Source organism: Streptomyces sp. NPDC006372, from assembly GCF_040612515.1.
Lineage (GTDB): Bacteria > Actinomycetota > Actinomycetes > Streptomycetales > Streptomycetaceae > Streptomyces.
Genome location: NZ_JBEXQJ010000087.1, coordinates 1 through 2,410, shown reverse-complemented (window position 1 = coordinate 2,410; position 2,410 = coordinate 1). Strand labels below are relative to the sequence as shown.

The following is a 2,410-nucleotide window of genomic DNA, read 5'->3' as shown; positions in this document are numbered from 1 at the left end:
CCGCAGCGGTTGGCGCGTCAACGCCAGTCAGTCGGTAGGTGACCCCATCGCGCCGTTCCGAGGACGGACACCCCCCGGCGCGGCCCCGACCCACCACCCCACGCGGAGGCGCTACACGCTCAGCCGCCGCCGGCAACCCCCACTCGGCCGCTCTCGACCGGCGGCTTCCCGTCCCCGCTCGTAGGCTCGGGTCATGTCAGACGTGTACGCGGCCCGCCGGACGCGCTTGAGGGAATACTGCAACGCGGGCGGCAGCGCGGCGGCGCTGGTCTCCCGCCCCGCCAACGTGCGCTACCTCGCGGGCGCCGCCCCGCGCGGAGCCGTTCTGCTGCTGGGCAAGACCGAGGACCTGCTGGTGTGCACCGGTCCGACGGCCGACCGCCCGGGCCAGGAGCGCCCCGACGAGGCCCTGCGCGTACAGGCCCTGCCCGGAGCCGGTGGCGGTGACCCGGCCGTAGCGGCCGCCGACCTCGCCGCGGGCCAGGGCGCCGACTCCCTCGCCGTGGAGGAGCACCACCTCACCGTGGCCCGGCACCGCGCCCTCGGCTCGGTCGCCCCCCAGCTGCGCCTGGCCACCCTCGGCAGCGCGGTCGAGCAGCTCCGGGTCGTCAAGGACGAGGAGGAGATCTCCTGCCTCCGCATCGGCGCCGAGATCGCCGACCATGCCCTCGGCGAACTGCTGGAGTCCATCCTCGTGGGCAGGACCGAGCGGCATCTCGCCCTGGAGCTGGAAAGACGTCTGGTCGATCACGGGGCCGACGGACCGGCCTTCCCGACCTCCGTCGCCACCGGGCCGAACGCCGGGCGGCCCGGACACCGGCCCACCGACCGGCGCGTCGAGGAGGGCGACTTCCTCTCCGTCTGTCTCGGTGCCACGTACCGGGGCTATCGCTGCGAGATCGGCCGCACCTTCGTCATCGGTACCGCTCCTGCGGACTGGCAGATCGAGCTGTACGACCTGGTCTTCGCTGCGCAGCGGGCCGGACGTGAGAGCCTGGTACCCGGCGCCGCCTGCCGGGACGTCGACCGTGCCGCCCGTCAGGTCCTGGACTCCGCCGGGTACACGGAGGGCCTCACGGCCCTGACCGGACACGGGGTAGGGCTCGAAATCGATGAGGACCCTCAGTTGAGTCCCGCGGCCATGGGTAAACTGGACGCTTGCGTGCCGGTCACCGTCGAACCGGGGGTTCACCTCCCGGGCCGGGGCGGTGTCAGGATCGATGACACGCTCGTCGTCCGCCCCGAGGCGGACGGCGGACCCGAGCTACTCACCATCACGACCAAGGAGCTGCTCGCCCTGTAGCCAGGCAGGTGCGTGCCCCGGGGTCGTACGTCAGTCCAGGAGATTCCGCAACCGTGGCTTCCACGAACGACCTCAAGAACGGCATGGTGCTCAAGCTCGAAGGCGGCCAGCTCTGGTCCGTCGTCGAGTTCCAGCACGTCAAGCCCGGCAAGGGCCCGGCCTTCGTGCGCACCAAGCTCAAGAACGTGCTCTCCGGCAAGGTCGTCGACAAGACCTTCAACGCCGGCGTCAAGGTCGAAACGGCCACCGTCGACAAGCGCGACATGCAGTTCTCCTACATGGACGGCGACTACTTCGTCTTCATGGACATGGAGACCTACGACCAGCTGCACGTCGACCGCAAGGCCGTCGGCGACGCCGCCAACTTCCTGATCGAGGGCTTCACCGCCACCGTCGCGCAGCACGAGGGCGAGGTCCTCTTCGTCGAGCTGCCCGCCGCCGTCGAGCTCGTCATCCAGGAGACCGAGCCGGGCGTCCAGGGCGACCGCTCCACCGGCGGCACCAAGCCCGCCACCCTGGAGACCGGCCACCAGATCCAGGTCCCGCTCTTCATCACCACCGGTGAGAAGATCAAGGTCGACACCCGCAGCAGCGACTACCTCGGCCGGGTGAACAGCTAACCGTGGCTGCCCGCAACACGGCCCGCAAGCGCGCCTTCCAGATCCTCTTCGAGGGCGACCAGCGTGGCGCCGAGGCCCTGACGGTCCTCGCGGACTGGGTTCGGCTCTCCCGGGCGGACACCCGGCAGCCGCCGGTGAGCGAGTACACGATGGAGCTGGTCGAGGGCTACGCGAAGCACGCGAAGCGCATCGACGAGCTGATCGCCCAGTACTCGGTCGGCTGGACGCTCGACCGGATGCCGGTCGTCGACCGCAACATCCTGCGGCTCGGCGCCTACGAGCTGATCTGGGTGGACGAGACCCCGGACGCCGTCGTCCTCGACGAGATGGTGCAGCTGGCTAAGGAGTTCTCCACGGACGAGTCGCCCTCGTTCGTGAACGGCCTGCTCGGCCGGCTGAAGGACCTCAAGCCCTCGCTCCGCCGCGACGAGGCCTGAGAGAGACAGAGAACGCCGGAGGGCCCTCAGCGTGACCGCTGAGGGCCCTC

The 2,410-nt window shown here is 70.5% G+C and carries 3 protein-coding genes; all 3 read left to right on the top strand.

Annotated elements, in window-relative coordinates; translation table 11 throughout:
* Positions 1 to 193 precede the first annotated feature (193 nt).
* The 3 genes from ABZ016_RS42920 to nusB are packed head-to-tail and all read left to right on the top strand — an operon-like array spanning position 194 to position 2,360.
* A complete protein-coding gene (locus tag ABZ016_RS42920; RefSeq protein ID WP_356922233.1) occupies positions 194 to 1,303 on the top strand; it encodes an aminopeptidase P family protein in 1,110 nt (369 codons plus the stop codon).
* Positions 1,304 to 1,356: 53 nt separating this feature from the next.
* Positions 1,357 to 1,923 carry an elongation factor P gene (gene efp / locus ABZ016_RS42915; protein WP_003988957.1) on the top strand — a complete coding sequence of 189 codons (567 nt, stop codon included), beginning with the start codon at positions 1,357 to 1,359 and terminating at the stop codon, positions 1,921 to 1,923.
* Positions 1,924 to 1,925: 2 nt separating this feature from the next.
* The gene (nusB, locus tag ABZ016_RS42910; RefSeq protein WP_190196905.1) at positions 1,926 to 2,360 is read left to right on the top strand and encodes a transcription antitermination factor NusB; all 435 of its coding nucleotides are present in this window, start codon (positions 1,926 to 1,928) and stop codon (positions 2,358 to 2,360) included.
* The last annotated feature ends 50 nt before the right edge of the window (positions 2,361 to 2,410 follow it).